At 50.4% G+C, this 18595-nt stretch carries 15 protein-coding genes; 14 read left to right on the forward strand and 1 reads right to left on the reverse strand.

Annotated features, from left to right (window positions below; all coding sequences use genetic code 11):
• Positions 1 to 11: 11 nt before the first annotated feature.
• From priA to EKM75_RS04735, 8 genes are all read left to right on the forward strand, one after another.
• Positions 12 to 2429 (forward strand): primosomal protein N', encoded by a 2418-nt coding sequence (gene priA / locus EKM75_RS04700; RefSeq protein WP_125692528.1) that lies wholly within the window; start codon positions 12 to 14, stop codon positions 2427 to 2429.
• Between the two features lie 21 nt (positions 2430 to 2450).
• Positions 2451 to 3395 (forward strand): methionyl-tRNA formyltransferase, encoded by a 945-nt coding sequence (gene fmt / locus EKM75_RS04705; RefSeq protein WP_125692530.1) that lies wholly within the window; start codon positions 2451 to 2453, stop codon positions 3393 to 3395.
• On the forward strand, positions 3395 to 4738 hold the full coding sequence (gene rsmB, locus EKM75_RS04710; protein ID WP_125692532.1) for a 16S rRNA (cytosine(967)-C(5))-methyltransferase RsmB: 1344 nt from the start codon (positions 3395 to 3397) through the stop codon (positions 4736 to 4738). The genes fmt and rsmB overlap by 1 nt, the downstream gene beginning before the upstream one ends.
• 12 nt (positions 4739 to 4750) lie before the next feature.
• Positions 4751 to 5497 (forward strand): Stp1/IreP family PP2C-type Ser/Thr phosphatase, encoded by a 747-nt coding sequence (locus EKM75_RS04715; RefSeq protein WP_125692534.1) that lies wholly within the window; start codon positions 4751 to 4753, stop codon positions 5495 to 5497.
• Complete coding sequence (pknB, locus tag EKM75_RS04720) at positions 5497 to 7533, forward strand: Stk1 family PASTA domain-containing Ser/Thr kinase (protein ID WP_125692536.1); 2037 nt, start codon at positions 5497 to 5499, stop codon at positions 7531 to 7533. The genes EKM75_RS04715 and pknB overlap by 1 nt, the downstream gene beginning before the upstream one ends.
• A gap of 102 nt (positions 7534 to 7635) precedes the next feature.
• On the forward strand, positions 7636 to 8532 hold the full coding sequence (rsgA, locus tag EKM75_RS04725; RefSeq protein ID WP_125692538.1) for a ribosome small subunit-dependent GTPase A: 897 nt from the start codon (positions 7636 to 7638) through the stop codon (positions 8530 to 8532).
• A 12-nt stretch (positions 8533 to 8544) separates the two neighbouring features.
• A complete protein-coding gene (gene rpe / locus EKM75_RS04730) occupies positions 8545 to 9198 on the forward strand; it encodes a ribulose-phosphate 3-epimerase (protein ID WP_125684044.1) in 654 nt (217 codons plus the stop codon).
• Positions 9198 to 9872 carry a thiamine diphosphokinase gene (locus EKM75_RS04735; protein ID WP_125692540.1) on the forward strand — a complete coding sequence of 225 codons (675 nt, stop codon included), beginning with the start codon at positions 9198 to 9200 and terminating at the stop codon, positions 9870 to 9872. The genes rpe and EKM75_RS04735 overlap by 1 nt, the downstream gene beginning before the upstream one ends.
• A 1071-nt stretch (positions 9873 to 10943) precedes the next feature.
• Here the strand turns inward: EKM75_RS04735 and rpmB are convergent.
• A complete protein-coding gene (rpmB, locus tag EKM75_RS04740; protein ID WP_125684041.1) occupies positions 10944 to 11129 on the reverse strand; it encodes a 50S ribosomal protein L28 in 186 nt (61 codons plus the stop codon).
• 232 nt (positions 11130 to 11361) lie between these two features.
• On the opposite strand from rpmB, the gene EKM75_RS04745 reads away from it, so the two are divergent.
• The 6 genes from EKM75_RS04745 to rnc all read left to right on the forward strand — a co-directional run bounded on the left by EKM75_RS04745 (position 11362) and on the right by rnc (position 18591).
• Positions 11362 to 11724, forward strand: coding sequence for an Asp23/Gls24 family envelope stress response protein (locus EKM75_RS04745; RefSeq protein WP_125684039.1), 363 nt, complete (start codon positions 11362 to 11364; stop codon positions 11722 to 11724).
• 32 nt (positions 11725 to 11756) lie between these two features.
• Positions 11757 to 13451 carry a DAK2 domain-containing protein gene (locus tag EKM75_RS04750; RefSeq protein ID WP_125692543.1) on the forward strand — a complete coding sequence of 565 codons (1695 nt, stop codon included), beginning with the start codon at positions 11757 to 11759 and terminating at the stop codon, positions 13449 to 13451.
• A gap of 77 nt (positions 13452 to 13528) precedes the next feature.
• On the forward strand, positions 13529 to 15562 hold the full coding sequence (gene recG, locus EKM75_RS04755) for an ATP-dependent DNA helicase RecG (protein ID WP_125692545.1): 2034 nt from the start codon (positions 13529 to 13531) through the stop codon (positions 15560 to 15562).
• Between the two features lie 16 nt (positions 15563 to 15578).
• A complete protein-coding gene (plsX, locus tag EKM75_RS04760) occupies positions 15579 to 16613 on the forward strand; it encodes a phosphate acyltransferase PlsX (protein WP_125692547.1) in 1035 nt (344 codons plus the stop codon).
• Positions 16614 to 17553: 940 nt separating this feature from the next.
• Complete coding sequence (gene acpP / locus EKM75_RS04765) at positions 17554 to 17805, forward strand: acyl carrier protein (RefSeq protein ID WP_125684031.1); 252 nt, start codon at positions 17554 to 17556, stop codon at positions 17803 to 17805.
• A 96-nt stretch (positions 17806 to 17901) separates the two neighbouring features.
• Positions 17902 to 18591, forward strand: coding sequence for a ribonuclease III (rnc, locus tag EKM75_RS04770; protein ID WP_125684029.1), 690 nt, complete (start codon positions 17902 to 17904; stop codon positions 18589 to 18591).
• Positions 18592 to 18595: the final 4 nt, after the last annotated feature.

Consider the following 18595-nt stretch of genomic DNA (forward strand, 5'->3'; position numbering starts at 1 on the left):
GGTGACACACCATGGCCCAGATTGGTCAAGTATTAGTGGACGTTCCCACCATGCAAACGAACGACCCTTATTCCTACGCCATCCCAGCCGAACTTGAACATCAGGTTGAGGTTGGCATGCGGGTCACGGTTCCCTTTGGCCGCGGTAAACGGGTGGTTTCCGGCGTGGTCGTGGGTTTGAGTGACGTCACCAATTTTGACGGGCAGCTCAAGTCCATTCAAAGTGTGCTCGACTTAGCGCCCGTCTTGAATACGGAGTTACAACAATTAGCCGATTGGCTGGCCGATACGACCTATGCCTTTCGAATTACTTGCATTCAAACCATGTTGCCAAACTTGCTGAAGGCCCAGACGGAGCGCTTTATTCAGCCAACGACTCCCTTGACGGCCACTGAAATGGCCACGTACTTTCCAGACGGCGCTCCCCGTGAATTCGATGCAGCCAAGCTCGATGATCAAACCGTGTCTGGCTTGTTAAAGCTTCAGCGCGCGGGTAAGGTGGAAGTGGTCTATCAGGTCAAGGACCGGGCGGCCGCTAAGACGACAACTGGGATTACGCCGGCGTTACCGGTTTCCAAGTTGCAGGAGATTCAAGTGACGGTTGCGAAGAAGGCGCCTAAGCAGGCCGATTTATTGGCATATCTGCAGACCATGACTCCCGACACACCAGTCGCACAATCACAAATCGTGCACCGGGCGGGCGTCAGTGCGGCGGTCATCAACACGGCCGCTGATAAAGGCTGGCTCACGAAGCAACAGATTGAGGTTTACCGCGATCCATTTCATCAACCGGTGAAACCGACACAACCGTTAAAATTAAACGCTGAGCAACAGGTAGCCGTTGATCAGATCACCACGGCAATCGACCAACAGAAAGTTCAAAACTTCTTGGTCGAAGGGGTTACTGGTAGTGGAAAGACAGAAGTGTATCTCCAAAGCATCGCTGTTGCCCTGAATCAGGGACGCACAGCTTTGATGCTGGTCCCAGAAATTGCGTTGACGCCCCAAATGGTCAACCGCGTGAAAGCCCGGTTTGGCCAACGCGTGGCTGTCTTGCACAGTGGCTTGTCTAAGGGTGAACAGTATGACGAATGGCGCCGCATCGACAGTGGTGAAGCCACCGTTGTTGTGGGTGCACGTTCAGCCGTGTTTGCGCCCGTCAAGAATCTGGGAATCATTATCATGGATGAGGAACATGAAAGTAGTTATAAGCAAGATGAAAATCCGCGCTACCACGCTCGGGACGTTGCGCTCTGGCGGGGGCAGTACAACCAGTGCCCCGTCGTGTTAGGCAGTGCGACCCCGTCCTTGGAGACGCGAGCCCGAGCTGCCAAGGGTCTGTACACGCGGCTTGTGTTAGCCAAGCGGGTCAATGACCGGCCATTGCCCCCCGTGCACATCGTTGATATGCGTGAGGAGGTTAAGCAGCGGAGCGAGGGTGACTTCTCACAGCCGTTGTTAACGGCTATTCAAACGCGGTTGGACCGGCACGAACAGATTGTTTTGTTGCTGAACCGGCGGGGTTTTTCTTCCTTTGTCATGTGTCGGGACTGCGGGTTCGTGTTGAAGTGTCCTAACTGTGATATTTCGCTGACGCTGCACATGGACACGCATACCATGAAGTGCCACTACTGTGGGCATGAGGAAGCAATTCCTCACGTTTGTCCGAACTGCCATAGCCGCAAGATTCGGTACTACGGCACTGGGACGCAAAAGGTAGAACAAGCCCTGCAACGCGAGTTTCCTAGCGCTAACATTCTCCGGATGGATGTTGACTCTACCCGACGAAAGGGTGCTCACGAACGAATCTTGCAGAAATTTGGCAAGCACGAAGCAGATATCCTACTCGGGACGCAAATGATTGCCAAGGGACTAGACTTTCCTAACGTTACGCTGGTTGGCGTGTTAAACGCCGACACTGCTCTGGGTCTACCAGACTTTCGGGCGAGTGAACGAACCTTTCAGCTGTTGACTCAGGTCAGTGGCCGGGCTGGACGGGCTAGCAAGCCTGGTGAGGTTTTCATCCAGACGTTTAATCCGGACCATTACGCTATTCAACTGGCGCAACAACAAGACTACGAGCGCTTCTTCGTTACGGAGATGCACATGCGGCATCAGGGAAGCTATCCGCCGTACTACTTTGCGGTCCAACTGACAGCGAGCCATGAGGAAGAAGCCGTGGCGGCCAAAGCCATGTTTCAAATTGTGGCGGCCCTAAAGAAGGGACTCAGTCCCGATGCGATTATTCTGGGGCCTACTCCCAAGGCGATTGCACGGGTCAAGCGGAAGTATTATTATCAAGTTGTGATCAAATATAAGCAAGAACCGCAGTTAAAGCCAGTTCTCGAACAGATTCGACAGGCCGCCCAAGTACCAGCTCGGCATGGCTTGTCCGTAACGATTGATTCAGAACCAATGAATTTTATGTAGATAAAGAAAGTATGGTGCAAGATGACTTCAGTAATTTTTATGGGGACTCCCCAATTTTCAGCGCCCATTCTGAGTAGTTTGATCGAACACGACTACGACGTTTTGGCCGTGGTGACCCAACCGGATCGCCGCGTTGGCCGGAAGCACGTGTTGACGGCTTCACCAGTCAAGCAAGTCGCTGTCGACCACAATATCGAGGTGCTTCAACCCGAAAAGATTTCGGGTAGTCCAGAGATGCAGCAGGCCATCGACCTCGCGCCGGACCTAATCGTCACGGCGGCGTTCGGTCAATTCTTGCCAACGAAGCTGTTGAAGGCGGCTAAGGTGGCGGCGGTCAACGTGCACGCCTCTTTGCTGCCAAAGTACCGTGGTGGTGCGCCAGTCCACTACGCCATCATGAATGGTGATAAGGAGACTGGGGTTTCCATCATGTTCATGGAAAAGAAAATGGACGCCGGTGATATTCTTTCGCAAAAGGCCATTCCTATCACGGATCAGGATGACGTTGGCAGCATGTTTGATAAGCTCAGTGACTTGGGTCGCGACCTCCTTTTGGAGACACTGCCGAAGCTGTTAGCCGGTGAAATAACACCAGTGAAGCAGGATGAGGACCAGGTCAGCTTCTCACCAACCATCAAGTCCGATGAGGAACGAGTCGATATCACGTTGAGTGCCCGGTTGTTTGACTGCAAGGTGCGGGCATTACGGCCATTTCCAACGGCTCATATTTACCTAAATGGTGTCCAGACTAAGCTCTGGCGGGTGGCCGTTTTAGATGAACAGACCGATCTTAAGCCCGGTCAAGTTGTGAGTCGCGACAAGCATCATTTAGCGATTGCAACTGGGGAACACGGCGTTATCAGTCTGGAAGAATTACAACCAGCAGGGAAACCAAAATTAAGCATTACAGACTTTCTAAACGGGACCACGGATGAATTAGCCGTTGGTGAACAGGTGGCAGAATAATGACGAAAAATACAACTCCTCGGGCCTTAGCGGTCGAGGCTTTAACACGGGTCGCTAACGGGGCCTACTCAAACTTACAATTGGAACAAACTCTGGAAAGTCACGCGTTGAGTGACGTTGACCGGCGCTTTGTGACCAACTTGGTCTACGGGACTATTCAACACCGACTGACCTTGGAATACTATTTGGAGGGCTTCGTTAAGCCCAACCAAAAAGTTTTACCCTGGGTAAAAATGACGTTGTTAGTCGCACTCTATCAAGAAATCTACTTGGACCGTGTTCCCAAGCGGGCCATCTTTAACGAAGCCATTCAATTGGCTAAGGACCGGGGTCACGAAGGCATCCGACGGTTTGTCACGGGTGTACTGCACGCCATGGACCGTCAAGGGTTACCAGACATTGCGGCCATTAAAGACCCAACCAAGTGTCTAAGCCTGCAATACTCAGTTCCCGAATGGTTGATCACGGCCTTACAGGAACAAGTTGGTGCCGACAAGACCTTGAAGATCTTAGAGACTATTAACCAACCAGCTGAACAATCCGTACGTGTCAACGTTGCGGTTACCACGGTCGAAGCCGTTGAACAGGCGTTAAACGACGAAGGTTACACAGTCACTCACAGTGAAGTGGCAGGGGATGCCTTCCGTTTGGACGATGCTGCAGCTAACCAAAGCAAAGCATTTGCTGATGGTCGCCTGACGATTCAAGATGAGAGTGCCATGTTACCAGTAGAAGCTTTACAGATTCGACCTGGTGATCAGGTGTTGGATGCCTGTGCGGCACCTGGTGGGAAGACCACCCAAATCGCTGCGCACCTCGATGCTCATTCAGGTGGTAAGGTCACTGCTTTGGATCTGCATCCCAAGAAAGTAGCTCTGATCGAAGCCAACGCGGAACGGCTACACGTGGCTGACCGCGTGGATGCCGTCGCCTTGGATGCCCGGGAAATCGACCAGGCTTATCCCAAGAAAATGTTCGACCGAATTCTAGTCGATGCGCCTTGTTCTGGGCTAGGCCTGATTCGTCGGAAACCAGAAATTCGTTACGAAAAAACGCCTGAAGATATCCAATCATTACAACGGGTACAGTTAGGAATCTTGGACGCCGTGAGCGCCAAGGTTAAGCCTAATGGTATCTTGGTCTACAGTACCTGCACCATTTTGGACACGGAAAACACGGACGTCGCCACCAAGTTCCTGGCGGACCATCCTGAATTCGAGTCCATGCGGGTCGAGACTAGTCAACAACTGAAAGATGATCGCACGAACGATACCTTAAAGATCTATCCGGATGATTTTGATTCCGATGGTTTCTTCGTGAGTGCCTTTCGTCGTAAGAAGTAGGGGTGAGTGCTAATGGAAGTCGCATACCGAACGTCCATTGGGAAGCAACGCAATGATAACGAAGACTACGTCGATGTATATACCAACCAAGCTGGTCAGCATCTGGCCATTATTGCGGATGGCATCGGCGGTCACCAGGGGGGCGACGTGGCAAGTGCCATGGCGGTGTCCCACCTGGGGCATGAGTTTGAACAGACTCACTTAACCACCCCTGCGGCTGCTCGTGACTGGATCACCACTGAAATCACGGCAGAAAATCAGTCGATCATCGACAAGTCCAACCAGTTTGCAGATTTAAACGGCATGGGCACGACCCTGGTGGCAGCCCTGTACTTTACGGATGAGGTCGTCATTGCCAGCATTGGTGATTCACGCGCTTACCTCCTGCGAGATGACGTTTTACGCCAACTGACTGAGGACCATTCGTTGGTCAACGAGTTGGTTAAACGCGGTGAAATCAGTAAGCAGGCTGCGCGGCACCATCCCCAAAAGAACGTCATCATTCGTTCACTGGGAATCTCAACGGACGCCCGCTTTGACCTCAACACGTACCCGTTAGTCAGGGGCGACCAACTCATGCTCTGTACCGATGGCTTGACCAATATGGTCGATGATGCAGCCATTAAAGACGTGTTGTTAAGTGACCTGACGCCCACTGAAAAGTGTGATGATTTGGTTAACTTGGCCAACGCTGCCGGTGGCTTGGACAATATTACGGTCTTACTGATCACCAACTCGGGGCAGGAGGTGGCTGACTAATGCGGACCGGTTATACGCTAAATGGCCGCTACCGTATCATCCGCGCTCTGGGCGAAGGCGGTATGGCCAACGTTTACTTAGCACATGATTTGATTCTTGACCGGGATGTCTCGGTCAAGCTGCTGCGCCTCGATTTAAGAGACGATCCCGGGACGATTCGACGGTTCCAGCGTGAAGCGTTGGCAGCCACCGAACTGGTTCATTCCAACATCGTTCAGGTCTACGACGTGGGCGAGGAAAATGGAATGCAGTACCTGGTCATGGAGTACGTCGAGGGAACCGACCTAAAGGCGTACATTAAGGACCACTTTCCAATTGCTTATCAAGAGGTCATCCAGATCATGGAGCAGATCCTGAGTGCCGTGAAGATGGCCCATGAACACAACATTATTCACCGGGACCTAAAGCCCCAAAACATTCTGATCGATCGCAACCGGGTAGCTAAGATCACCGATTTCGGGATTGCGGTGGCCCTGTCAGAACACAGCTTGACGCAAACCAATACCGTTTTAGGCTCCGTTCACTACCTGTCGCCTGAACAGGCCCGTGGAGGGATGGCGACGAAGCAATCCGACATCTACTCGCTGGGCATCATGCTTTACGAAATGTTGACGGGCACCGTGCCGTTTGAAGGTGAGACGGCTGTTTCCATTGCCCTGAAGCACTTCCAGTCGGAGATTCCGTCCGTCAGAGACATTGACCCGCGGATTCCGCAGGCGTTGGAAAACGTGGTCTTGAAGGCGACGTCTAAACGACCAGCGGACCGCTACACTGATGTTGAAAGCATGGCGGAAGACTTGAAGACGTCGTTATCACCCAAACGGGCGGGCGAGGTTAAGTTTGTGCCAGCCAATGACGATGACGGTGAGACGAAGGTCTTGCCGGCGAGTGCGTTAAGCTCCGCACCGTTACCCGCTTCTGCGGCCACCAAGTCTGAACCAGAAGACTCATCTGCGGCGGCCACTATGACACAAGATGACTCGACCCCGGCTAAGGGCAAAAAGAAACGGAAGAAGTCACGCCACCCCCGTCGGCGAAAATTTTTGCTGGCTGGATTGGTTGCATTGCTACTGATCTTGGGTGTTTTAATTGGCATGGCCATTTTTAAGCCCCAGATGACCAGTGTGCCAAGCGTCATTGGTCGGAAGGAAGCAACGGCACGTACCGAGCTTAAAACGGCTCATTTGACTGTTGGTGAGGTCCACAAGACAGCTAGCAGCAAGGTTAAGGTCAACCGGGTCGTGCGGACGGAACCGCGTTCAGGAACGCAGCTCAAACGGCAGTCGGCGGTCGACCTGTGGATCAGCACAGGCCCCAAGCGGTTCAAGCTGGGCAACTACCAGGGCGATTCGTACGCGAGCACGGCAGCCAAACTGGAGGCGTTGGGCTTCACGGTTCACCGTGAGTCCGTGCACTCCAGTAGCGTGCCGGCTGGGAAAATTATCCAACAGAGCATTGCGGCCGGCAAAAACGTGGTACCGGCGAACAGCGACATGACTTTTAGTGTGTCGACTGGCTCGGCGACCGTCACGTTGGCCGACCTGTCAAACAAGACGAAAGCCCAAGCACAGAAGTATGCCACTGATCACAACTTGAACCTGGCCTTCCAGTACGCCTATTCAACCGACGTTGCCAAGGACCACGTCATTAAGCAGTCACCAGGTGAGGGCGCCGTGGTTCACGAAGGTGATGAAGTGACACTGACGATTTCGCGTGGTGAGCAAAAGGCTGATAGTACGAGTACCGATAAGTTCAGTGTTAACGTTAAGATTCCGTTTGATGATAGTTCAGATGAGAGCGATGCGGCTGACGATTCAGATAGCAGTAGCAGTAGTTCGTCATCGACGGCCAACTTGGTTCAGATTTATTTGAAGGATCAGGACCACGGGCTAAGTTCAATCTACAAACAGATGACGATTACAGCGGATACGACGGTGACCCTGCCATTTACGGTAGCGGCGGGCAAATCGGGCGCTTATAAGGTCGTTCGTGACGGCCACGTCATTGCTTCAGATAATCATGTCACGAAAAATTAGGAAAAAGCCTGCATTTAACGCTCAGTTCTTTTATAATGAAAGAGGACTGAGCTTTTGTGTAGAATCAGCCAGATAGAAACACAAGAATAAAGGAGGTGCTGCATGTCAGAGGGACAAATTCGCCAATCGCTGAGCGGCTTCTATGACGTTTTCAGTGACGGTAAAATGTACCGGACCCGTGCGCGGGGGAATTTTCGCAAGCGGCGGATCACACCATTGGTGGGGGATCGCGTGACGTTTGAGAGTTCAACGCCCAAGGAAGGCTACATTTTAGAAATCTTACCGCGGGATAATTCATTGACCCGGCCACCCGTTTCTAACATTGATCAGGGAGTCGTCGTGACGGCGGTCGCGGCGCCAGAATTTTCGACCAATTTATTGGATCGTCAGCTGATTGCGCTTGAGGTCAGTGGTATTCAGCCAGTTATCTACTTTACGAAGACTGACTTGATTGAAGATGCCCGGTACCAGGAGTTTGAAGAACTGGCAGCGGGTTACCGAAAGATCGGTTATCAGGTGTGCCTGACCCGGGAACCATTTGCGACGGCAGGTCTAGATCAACTGAAGGCCACGCTGGCTGACAAGGAGACCGTGATTATGGGACAGACCGGTGCGGGGAAGTCCACGCTGCTGAACCACATTTCACCAGAGCTAACGTTGGCGACCGGTGAGATTTCCACGGCCTTGAATCGGGGCCGGCATACGACGCGTAAAGTGAGTCTGATGCCGGTGGCCGGCGGGTTAGTGGCCGATACGCCAGGGTTCTCGTCATATGACACCTTGACTATCGATTACCGGGAGCTTGGGCAGTATTTTCCAGAGTTCTTGGCCCTATCCAGTGGGTGTCGTTTCCGGGGTTGCGTTCACGTCAATGAGCCAGGGTGTGCCGTCAAGGACGCCTTAGCCGCTGGCGATTTGATGCAAAGCCGGTATGATAACTACCTGTTATTACTTACGTTGTTAAAGAATCAAAAACCAATTTATAACAAGAAGAAATGAGGAAGAGAATTTATGATTAAAGTAGCGCCTTCAATTTTAAGTGCCGATTATGTCAACTTACAACCAGATATCGAAAAGGTGGACCAAGCTGGAGCAGAGGTCTTACACATCGACATCATGGACGGTAGCTTCGTCCCTGCATTATCTTACGGTCCAGGTTGGGTCAAGGCGATTCGGCCAATCACGAAGATGGTCTTAGACGTTCACATGATGGTTCAAAATCCAGAACGTTACGTTGAAGACTTTGCCAAGGCTGGCGCTGACATCATCGGTGTCCACGTTGAAGCAACGCCACACATTCACCGGGCCTTACAAATGATCCAAAACGCTGGTGCTACGCCAGAAGTTGTTATCAACCCTGGGACACCAGTTTCCGCCATCCTGCCAGTCTTAGACATGGTTGGCCAAGTTTTGGTCATGACCGTTAACCCTGGTTTTGGTGGTCAGAAGTTCTTACAAAGCACGGTTTCCAAGATTGCTGAATTGGACGCAATCAAGAAGGAAAAAGGCTATGACTTCGATATCGAAGTTGATGGTGGAGTCAACGACCAAACCGTTGTTGACTGTGCCAAGGCTGGTGCGACCGTTGCAGTGGCTGGTTCATACGTCTTCAACGCAGACGACCCAGCTGCTCGGATCAAAGCCTTAAAGGACGCAACGAAGTAATGCTACGGGGCGGAACGTTTAATCTACTCGTGGGCGGTCCCAAGGCCAATTGGCCGGCCGACTTCGCTGAGAATATCGTTGGCCCCTGGATTGGCGTTGACCGGGGGACGTTACGGTTGATCGATAATAATGTCCAACCGGTAGCTGCTATTGGGGACTTTGATTCCCTAGCAGCGCCGGAGTTGCAACGGGTACGCCGGAATGTGAAAGACATTCGGCAATCCCAACCTGAAAAAGATTTTACGGATACCCAAATGGCCGTGTCAGTTGCGTTTAACGACTATGCTGCTGAACGGGTAGACATCTACGGTGCCACCGGTGGTCGAATCGACCATTTTCTGGCCAACCTGTTTTTGGTGTTGGAACCGCAATTTAAGGCTTATGCCAGTCAGATTCGTCTGATCGATAAGCAAAATACGATTTCGTTCTACCTCCCTGGTCATTACACGTTGGAGAAGGAGCCAGATAAAAATTATCTGGCGTTCATTCCTTTAACTCCCATTGACCATTTAAGCCTGATCAATGAAAAGTATCAGCTACACAATGAACCGATTCCATATCCGATTTCGTTTGCTAGCAATGAGTTTGTGGGGAAGACTGGTGAATTTCAGTTCGATACCGGTTTACTCTGCGTTATTCAAAGCTGTGATACTTACGAAGCTCGGCATGAATAAGGTTTAAATTACTCGTGGTTACCGCTAAACTTGCGGTGACTGCGAGTTTTTTGTTGTGCCGCCTGCGGCTGCCAGGACTGGAACCGGCTGTGGGGTCGCTTCCGGCCTGAGAAGCGGTCCTCCAGCTCAACTTGAAGCCTTTCGCAGACCACGCAAGTCTCCAAGCTTGCCCCATGGTGTAAGTTCGGGCAGAGCCCACCCAAACTAACACCATCGACACCGCCGGTCCCAGTCCTGGCAACCTCCGGCTACATTGATGTATTTTGAAATATTAGGTGGTTGGTCGTGACATAGTAAGAGTGATTTTCAACCTGACCAACCTGATATAGGGAAATTGGTGGTTGTTAATGCAGGGTGCAAGTTAACTTTTTGCAGAATTGCTAAATTGAATTGAAGAAAAAATAATTTCTTTTTTGATTTAAAATTTCTAGTAGAAACCTGATTTTGAAAGCCAGTTTCTTCGATTGCTAAGTATTATTTGCCATATGCCTGATACAACAAAATTTGGGTGTTGGGAGTTAGTCAGATATTGTGGAGAAGTACCACCTTAACGTTTGCCAAATTCGACTGACTCTTGGCAACCTAGTGGCGCGCCAATAAAATTTAGGAAGTACTGTCACTCAGGCATCTAATCTAACTTAGTTTTCAAGAACCTGTTTAACCGGAGGGGGTCAGAGGTGGAGCCAGCTGTGTCGACGGTGTTAGCCGATTTTCGGCTTACAGCGTGGGACGCGTTTGGAGACTGGTGGTTTTCCAGGCTTCAAACCGAGCCGCAGGACCGCTTTTCAGGCCGGAGGCGTTCCCCACAGCAGGCGGAATCTCTGACCGCCGCAGGTGGCTGGGTGAGACCAATTTTAAGCCTATAACGACTTGCTATTCCGGGCTTGATAACGGTTTTCGAACTTCCAATCTTCAGTAAATAGCAGTATATTAAGTAAAAATTGACCGGCGGATACATGAAACCTTTTCACTTGAGGTTGCAGTGATAACCGCTTTCAAGTGGAGGAGACACAAAAAAAGCACGAACCAGCGAACTGGCTCGTGCTTTTTCTTATATAACCGTGTTTATAACTAAACGCGGGTTACATTACCTGATTTCAGAGTCCGGGCAGAAATCCAGACCTTCTTCGGCTTACCGTCCACCAAGATGCGAACCTTTTGCAAGTTCGGCTTCCAAGCGCGACGAGATGAATTTAAAGCGTGGGAACGCTTGTTACCGAAGCGCGTCCGCTTACCGTTGATAAAATCCTTTGCCATGGCGTAAACCCTCCTTTGTGGATTCATTACTTTAAAAAAGCAGTGCTTTTTACTCACCTGACTAATTTACCATACTATTTTGCGGAACGCAATATTTTCTTTCAAGTAAATTTGCTTGACACTTATTTACCGTCAGGGCGTGCTTTTAAGAGTTCCTATTTCTATTTTTGCGCGGGTTGTGGTAAGATTAATCTCTGTTAAGATTCTACAACCAGACAAGGAGGCTATTTCCATGGCCGTAAAGATTAAGACTCAGTACGGAACAATTGATATCACGAATGAAGTGATTGCGACCGTAGTTGGGGGTGCCGCGACTGATAATTATGGTGTCGTGGGCATGGCAAGCAAAAATCAAATCCGTGACAACGTTAACGATATTTTACGGCGGGAGAACTACGCCCGCGGTGTTGTTGTGCGACAGGAAGAAAATGGCGTAGCAATTGACGTCTTTATTATCGTCAGCTACGGAACCAAGATTTCTGAAGTATCACGGAACGTTCAATCTAAAGTTAAATATAACCTGGAAACGATGCTGGGGGTTAACGCAAACTCAGTAAACGTCATTGTTCAAGGGGTGCGGGTGTTGGCTGATTAGCCAGACGTACTGAAATCAAGGAGGATACTTAGTTGAAAGTAACAGAAATTACTAATCTTGAGTTTGGTAAGATGGTCCAAGCCGCCTCGCAAAAACTAAACCAGAATGCCGATTTTATTAACTCACTAAACGTTTTCCCTGTTCCAGATGGGGATACGGGAACCAATATGAGCCTTTCTCTGCAGAGTGGGGCCAAGTACGAACGTGACTTGGACAGCACTGCCGTTGGGGCATTAGCAACCGCTTTAGCTAAAGGACTGTTAATGGGAGCTCGTGGGAATTCTGGGGTCATTTTATCCCAGATTTTCCGTGGTTTCTCTAAGAAATTGGCTGACAAGCAAACTTTAACGGCCCAAGACTTAGCAGATGGCTTCGCAGCTGGTGCAGAAACAGCTTATAAGGCTGTTATGAAGCCAACTGAGGGAACTATCCTGACTGTTGTGCGTGAAGGCGCACAGGCCGGCTTAAACACAGCTAAGAAGTCTGACGACGTCTTAGCTGTGATGGATGCCGTCTTTGAAGCGGCCAAAGCTGCTTTGGCGACGACGCCAGACTTACTCCCCGTCTTAAAGCAAGTGGGTGTGGTCGATTCCGGTGGTCAAGGGCTGACTTTTGTTTTGGAAGCCTTCAATGACTCTCTGAACGGTCGTGTCGCTGAAGAGGGCGACTACAAGCCTGACGACGCCGAAATGGATGAAATGATCGATGCGACCCACCACCAGAGTGTGCAAGGGAAACTTGATCCTAACAGCATCAAATTCGGTTACTGTACCGAAATCATGGTTCGTATTGGCCGCGGTAAGCAGGTTGATCATGACTTTGATTACGATACCTTCTACGACTACCTGGCTAACTTAGGGGATTCCTTACTGGTCGTTAACGATGACGAAATTGTCAAGGTCCACGTCCACACGGAACACCCTGGCAAAGTGATTGCTTGGGGCCAAGAATTTGGGGACTTAGCTAAGGTCAAAGTCGATAACATGCGGATGCAACAGGAAACCATCATGGAACATGATGAAGCCCCCGCTGAATCTGCCGTTGCTACGGCAACTGCTGAAGAAGCGCCTGCTGATACGGCCATCATTGCCATTACTGCTGGTGACGGGTTAGCGACGTTGTTCAAGAGTTTGGGTGTGACCCACGTTGTTAACGGTGGTCAGACTATGAACCCAAGTACGCAAGACATCGTGGATGCCATCAACCAAAGCAAGGCTAAGCGGGCCATTGTCTTACCTAACAATAAGAATATTTTCTTAGCTGCCGAACAAGCAGCCAAGGTCGCCGATGTGCCAGCCGTCATTGTACATTCTAAGACGGTGTCACAAGGGATGACAGCTATGCTGGGTTACAATCCAGATGCCGAGTTAGACGAAAACCAAGAAGCAATGGAAGACAACCTGTCAGCTGTTAAGAGCGGTCAGGTAACGCATGCCATTCGTGATACCCAACTTGATGGGTTTGACATCAAGGAAGGCAACTTCATGGGAATCGTTGATGGAACGATCAAGGTAACCGACGCGGATCTTTTGACCACGGCGGTCGACACGGTCAAAGCCATGCTCGATGATGAAAGTGAAATTATAACGATTATTTATGGTGCCGATACGACGGCTGAAGTTGCAGAACAATTGCAAGAACAGGTCGAAGCGTTGGACGATGACTTAGAAACAGAAGTTCATGAAGGGGACCAACCGGTTTACCCATTCTTGATTTCGGTTGAATAACCGGTGTACGAAAAAAGATTGGGCTAATGGTCCAGTCTTTTTTTCGCATTAGTTAGCGATGATGGGAGGGAAAATCAGTGGCAAGTTTAAGCGATAGTGTGGCCACCCTAGCTGGGGTGGGCCCCAAACGCGTTCAGGCGTTGAAGAGTCTGGATATTGAAAATATCAACGATCTTTTGACCTACTTTCCCTTCCGTTATGAGGACTTGGAGGCCAAGGATCCCGCTGAATTGACGGATCAGGCCAAGGTCACCCTCAAAGGAACCGTGGCCGCTATGCCCGTTCTAACACGGTTCGGTCGGAAGAAAAATCGCTTGAATTTTCGGTTACTAGTCGATGAACACACGATTATTCCGGTGACCTTCTTTAACCAGCCCTGGCTCAAGGATCAGTTGGAAGTGGGAGCAGAATTGGTGATCTATGGCCGTTTTGATGCGAAACGACAGAGTCTAGCGGGAATGAAGATCTTGGCTAGTGCGGACAGCGGAATGGAATCGATTTATCCGGCTAACAAGGAAATTCGCCAGGGAACCGTCAAAAAGCTGGTGGAATCAGCCTATGAGGACTATTCGCCGGTGATTGTTGACCTAATTCCAGAGACCTTACGTGAGCAATACCGGCTGTTACATCGGCGCGAAATGATTCACGACATGCATTTTCCAGCGAACGATGCGGCGGCCCAGGCAGCCCGGCGAACGGCGAAGTTCGAGGAATTTTACCTCTTTGAATTACGTCTACAAATCGTTCGGCAGCAAGATCACACGCTGCACGGTCAGGCTTTTCACTACGACCTGGCGAAGTTAAAGGCATTTATTGACTCACTACCGTACGAACTGACTGCAGCGCAAAAGCGCGTGGTCAACGAAATTTGTTTCGACCTGAAGCGTCCCGTTCACATGAATCGACTGTTGCAGGGGGACGTTGGGAGTGGGAAGACCGTGGTGGCGGCTATTGCCATGTATGCCGCCATTACTGCTGGTGCGCAAGCTGCGCTGATGGCGCCCACGGAAATTTTAGCCGAACAGCATGCCAATAATCTGGCCAAGTTGTTTGCTGATTTTCCGGTGAACGTAGCCCTGTTAACGGGGGCCACCAAGGCTGCGGCGCGTAAGACGCTGTTACCACAAATCGCTGAGGGCGGAGTGGACCTCTTGATTGGGACCCACGCCCTGATCCAGCCGGAAGTGACTTATCATCATTTAGGCCTAGCCGTAATCGATGAACAACACCGGTTTGGGGTCAATCAGCGGCAAGCGCTGCGCGAAAAGGGCCAGCAACCGGACGTTTTAGCAATGACGGCGACCCCCATTCCCCGAACACTGGCCATCACGGCCTACGGGGAAATGGATGTGTCAGTCATCAACGAACTGCCAGCCGGTCGGCAACCGATCAAGACGAGCTGGATTCGGAGCAATCAAGTGGACGCCACGTTGCGTGAGGTCAAAGCAGAACTCAGTACGGGTTCTCAGGCCTACGTGGTCACACCATTGATTGAGGAATCTGAGGCCGTTGATATGAAAAATGCGGAGGCCATCTATGCCCGGTTCAAGGAAGAGTTTGAACCCGATTATAAGGTGGGTCTGCTACACGGCCGGATGAAAGATGACGAAAAAAATGCCATCATGGCTGCGTTTAAGGCCAATGAATTTCAAGTGTTAGTGGCAACGACCGTGATTGAAGTGGGGGTCGATGTCCCGAACGCCACGTTGATGATCATCTACGACGCCGATCACTTTGGACTCTCACAGTTGCATCAGTTGCGTGGCCGGGTTGGTCGGGGTTCAAGAGCGTCAGCTTGTATCCTGATTGCTGACCCCAAAAATCAGTTGGCTATTGAACGAATGACAACTATGACCAGTACCAACGATGGCTTCGTTCTTTCTCAAAAGGATTTGGAATTACGAGGTCCCGGTGATATTCTGGGAAGAAAGCAGTCCGGAGTGCCTGACTTCAAAGTGGGTGATCCCGTGGCGGATCTCAACATTCTGAGTGCAGCTCAGCAGGCGGCTAAGGAAACGGTGTCGTCACCAAACTGGGCAGATAAGGATCAAAACTTAGCGTTGGCGGCCTTTCTCAGTATGACCGCCCACAAAAATATGACGATGGATTAACCAAAGGAGACTACTCATGAAAATTGCCGTTGACGCAATGGGCGGTGACTACGCCCCAGATGAAATTGTTAAAGGAATCGAACTCGCACGGGATGCCTACCCCGACCTAGAATTTTTACTCTACGGTCAAGAAGAAAAAGTGGCACCACTCTTGCAAGATAAGACCCGGATCACTTTAGTTCCGGCGCCCGAAGTCATTGCCATGGAGGATGAACCCGTTCGGGCCGTTCGCCGTAAAAAGCAGTCTAGCATCGTACTGGCTGCGACGGCCGTTCGGGAAGGTGAGGCGGATGCTTTCTTCTCTGCCGGCAATACCGGGGCCGTCTTGGCAGCTGGCTTATTGATTGTTGGTCGGATCAAGGGTATCGAGCGGCCAGGTCTGACGACCACCCTTCCCGTCTTGCGTAAGCCAGATCAATCGAGTTTTGTGATGTTGGACGTGGGGGCTAACGCTGATACGAAGCCATTTAACGTGGTCCAGTACGCCGTTATGGGCCAGTATTACGCGCAGTCTGTCATGCACGTGGCCAAGCCACGGGTGGGTCTCTTGAACAACGGGACCGAAGCTGATAAGGGTGACATGGCGCATCGAGCCATTTACGAAGCTTTGTCCGGTATGGACGACTTGAATTTCGTTGGGAATGTCGAATCTCGTGAACTCTTAAACGGTGCGGCCGATGTGGTCGTGACCGATGGGTTTACTGGAAACGCAACGCTCAAGGCCATTGAAGGAACCGCGTTGTCCATGCTGAAGCTGATCAAGGGTGAAATCATGAGTGGCGGCCTGGGTGGCAAGTTAGGTGCCGGTCTCTTGAAGCCTGTCTTCAAGAACGTGCAGAGTGCCATGGACTACTCGCAATATGGTGGTGCCGTTCTGTTGGGACTGAAGGCGCCCGTGGTAAAGACCCATGGGTCAACCAAAGCGCCAACCGTTAAGAATACGATTGGCCAGATTCGTGAGCTGTTAGCTAGCCATAGTGCCGATCAGCTGGTGACTTACTTTGCTGATCATACCGAGCAGATGGCAGCACTGAAGGAATCTTTGAAATAGTTTCAACCACTAGTTGCTAGGTCAAAGGCTGCAAGTAGGAGTTTTCCGCCTCCGGTTGTCAGGACAGGCACCGGCAGTGGGGCCGCTTCCGGCCTGAGGAGCGGTCCTTCAGCTCAACTTTTAGCTTCTCGAAAACCATGAGAATCTAAAAGCTTGTCCGGCAATGTAAGTCCGGGAAATTCGCCCGAACCAACATTACCGACACTGCTGGTACCTGTCCTGGCAACCTCCGGCTATTTTAGCTGAGTAACTAAAGGTTGAAAGCACTGAAACGCCCACTGTGACTGATACAACAAGAATCGGGTATTTAAACTAGCTTAGTTTCCAAGAACCCGTTTAACCGGAGGCGGTCAGAGGTGGAGCCTGCTGTGTCGACGGTGTTAGCCGATTTTCGGCTTACAGCGTGGGACGTGTTTGAAGATTGGTGATTTTTTCCAGGCTTCAAACCGAGACGAAGGACCGGTTTTCAGGCCGCAGGCGTTCCCCACAGCAGGTGGAATCTCTGACCGCTGCCGGTGGCTGGATGAGACTAATTTTAAGTCCGTAACGTCTTACTATTCTTGGTTTCATAATGGTTTTCGAACTTTCAACCTTTATCTGGGTGCTTTGATGTGACTGAGTAATTAAGCTAGTTTATTGATTTGGATGTTTAGGTATATTTTCAAGTCAATCTACAGAGCTTGTAGGATTAATCAATGACTGGTCTGCTATAGAATTTGGTCTAAATCTGAGTATGGTATTAGTACTTGCAGTTGATTTTCAGTCGGACAAGACAATTTCATTGGTACTACCAATCAGCTTGGTCAACCTACTTGACTACTAAAATCGGCCCAGCAACACGGTTCCACACCAACCTCTGTCGTTAGGCCTATAATTGGCTAGACAAGGGTGGCTAAAACGGTTAGACTACTTATTGAATACTGTGAGCGAGGGGTAAAACATGACAAGAGCAGAAATTTTTGACAAGATTGCTGATATCATTGCCGATCGGTTTGAAACCGACCGCGATGCCATCAACGAACAACTCAACTTCAAGCAGGACTTGGATGCGGATTCTATCGATTTCGTTGAATTCGTTTTGGAACTGGAAGATACGTTTGGAGCCGAGATTTCCGATGAAGATGCTGAGAAGTTGAATACCATTGGCGAAGTGGTAGATTACATCGAAGGCCATCAAAAAGAATCAAAATAAGCACTGAGCGAGTCCGGGCCGCAACTTTTCGTCCCGGGCTTTTTCAATCTGATGACGAGCAAGTTTGGATTTAAACAGAAATGAGGGAAGTAACGCGTGATAGCGGCATTAAATAAAGAATTAGAAGAGAACTTTGACATCCATTTCAAAGATCAATCTTTGCTGGACGAAGCATTTACGCAAGCCTCTTACGTGAACGAACATCCTAACCAGGGTTTGAAATTTTATGAACGAATTGAATTTTTAGGGGATGCGGTGATGCAGCTGGTCGTTTCCAACTACATCTTCCGGCGTTACCCTAAGATGCCCCAGGGGCGTTTGACCCGTCTACGGGCTGCCATGGTCAACGAGGTCAGCTTCGCTAGTTTTGCGCGTGAATGCCACTTTGACCAGTACATTCGGTTAGGTCGCGGTGAAGAAAAGGCCAAAGCCAGAGAACGTGATTCCCTGTTATGTGACATCTTCGAATCCTTTATCGGCGCTCTGTATATGGATCAGGGCTTGGATAAAGTCGTCGAATTTGTAACGACCGTGGTCTTTCCTAAGCTGGATGAAGGTCGGTTTGACGAGTTTTTTGACCACAAGACGGAACTGCAAGAATTGGTTCAAAAGAATGGGCCAGTGGCCATTGATTATCGGCTTTTGGACGAAGAGGGTCCCGACAATGACCGAGCCTTCAAAGTGGCCGTTTACGTGGACGACAAGCTGTTAGGTGAGGGCCACGGACACTCTAAGAAACATGCGGAACAAAATGCAGCGCGGAATGCGTTAGCGAATTTGAAGTAGAGTA

It is taken from the genome of Levilactobacillus tongjiangensis (assembly GCF_003946345.1).
Lineage (GTDB): Bacteria > Bacillota > Bacilli > Lactobacillales > Lactobacillaceae > Levilactobacillus > Levilactobacillus tongjiangensis.

Coding starts and splice junctions, on each gene's coding strand:
- rpmB (WP_125684041.1), bottom strand. CDS start 11,129: ATGGCAAAGGATTTTATCAACGGTAAGCGGACGCGCTTCGGTAACAAG.
- EKM75_RS04735 (WP_125692540.1), top strand. CDS start 9,198: ATGCTACGGGGCGGAACGTTTAATCTACTCGTGGGCGGTCCCAAGGCC.
- rsgA (WP_125692538.1), top strand. CDS start 7,636: ATGTCAGAGGGACAAATTCGCCAATCGCTGAGCGGCTTCTATGACGTT.
- rsmB (WP_125692532.1), top strand. CDS start 3,395: ATGACGAAAAATACAACTCCTCGGGCCTTAGCGGTCGAGGCTTTAACA.
- plsX (WP_125692547.1), top strand. CDS start 15,579: ATGAAAATTGCCGTTGACGCAATGGGCGGTGACTACGCCCCAGATGAA.
- priA (WP_125692528.1), top strand. CDS start 12: ATGGCCCAGATTGGTCAAGTATTAGTGGACGTTCCCACCATGCAAACG.
- rpe (WP_125684044.1), top strand. CDS start 8,545: ATGATTAAAGTAGCGCCTTCAATTTTAAGTGCCGATTATGTCAACTTA.
- pknB (WP_125692536.1), top strand. CDS start 5,497: ATGCGGACCGGTTATACGCTAAATGGCCGCTACCGTATCATCCGCGCT.
- EKM75_RS04715 (WP_125692534.1), top strand. CDS start 4,751: ATGGAAGTCGCATACCGAACGTCCATTGGGAAGCAACGCAATGATAAC.
- fmt (WP_125692530.1), top strand. CDS start 2,451: ATGACTTCAGTAATTTTTATGGGGACTCCCCAATTTTCAGCGCCCATT.
- acpP (WP_125684031.1), top strand. CDS start 17,554: ATGACAAGAGCAGAAATTTTTGACAAGATTGCTGATATCATTGCCGAT.
- EKM75_RS04745 (WP_125684039.1), top strand. CDS start 11,362: ATGGCCGTAAAGATTAAGACTCAGTACGGAACAATTGATATCACGAAT.